1 protein-coding gene is annotated in these 371 nt (G+C 59.6%); it reads right to left on the bottom strand.

Features of this window, described 5'->3' with window-relative positions; all coding sequences use genetic code 11:
• Positions 1 to 188: hypothetical protein (locus Q4563_RS17115; protein WP_442903776.1), on the bottom strand; the 188-nt coding region annotated here is incomplete at its 3' end.
• Positions 189 to 371 lie beyond the last annotated feature (183 nt).

Here is a 371-nt window from a genome sequence, read left to right as displayed (position 1 = left end):
AGACGGCGTAACTGGTCGCGCAAGCGATCCAGCGTGCCTTCCATTTCTTCCAGCGTGTAGGAGAAATCCGTGACCTGCTGTTCCAGTCGTCCACGACCAATCGAGGTTTCACCCGCCAGGTTAACCAGGTCATCCAGCAAATCGGCCGATACCTTGACCAGCTCTTGTGGCGCTTTACGTGCAGCCACCTGTTGGGCAGCTTCCGCGACGGAGGCTGGTACCGAGGCTGCCGCTACTGGCGTGCCTAGGGTCGTACGCAATGGCACCACATTACTGGCTACCGATGTATCCTGCGGTGCTGCTGACTCTGTTGCTGCCTCTGGTGTTACAGGCGCGACTACTGCCGGCTCTGATACGGTAGCGGCTGGAGG

The organism is Gilvimarinus sp. 1_MG-2023, assembly GCF_030548285.1.
The sequence above is the reverse complement of the archived record's forward strand: the minus strand, read 5'-3'. Positions and strand labels throughout refer to the sequence as shown.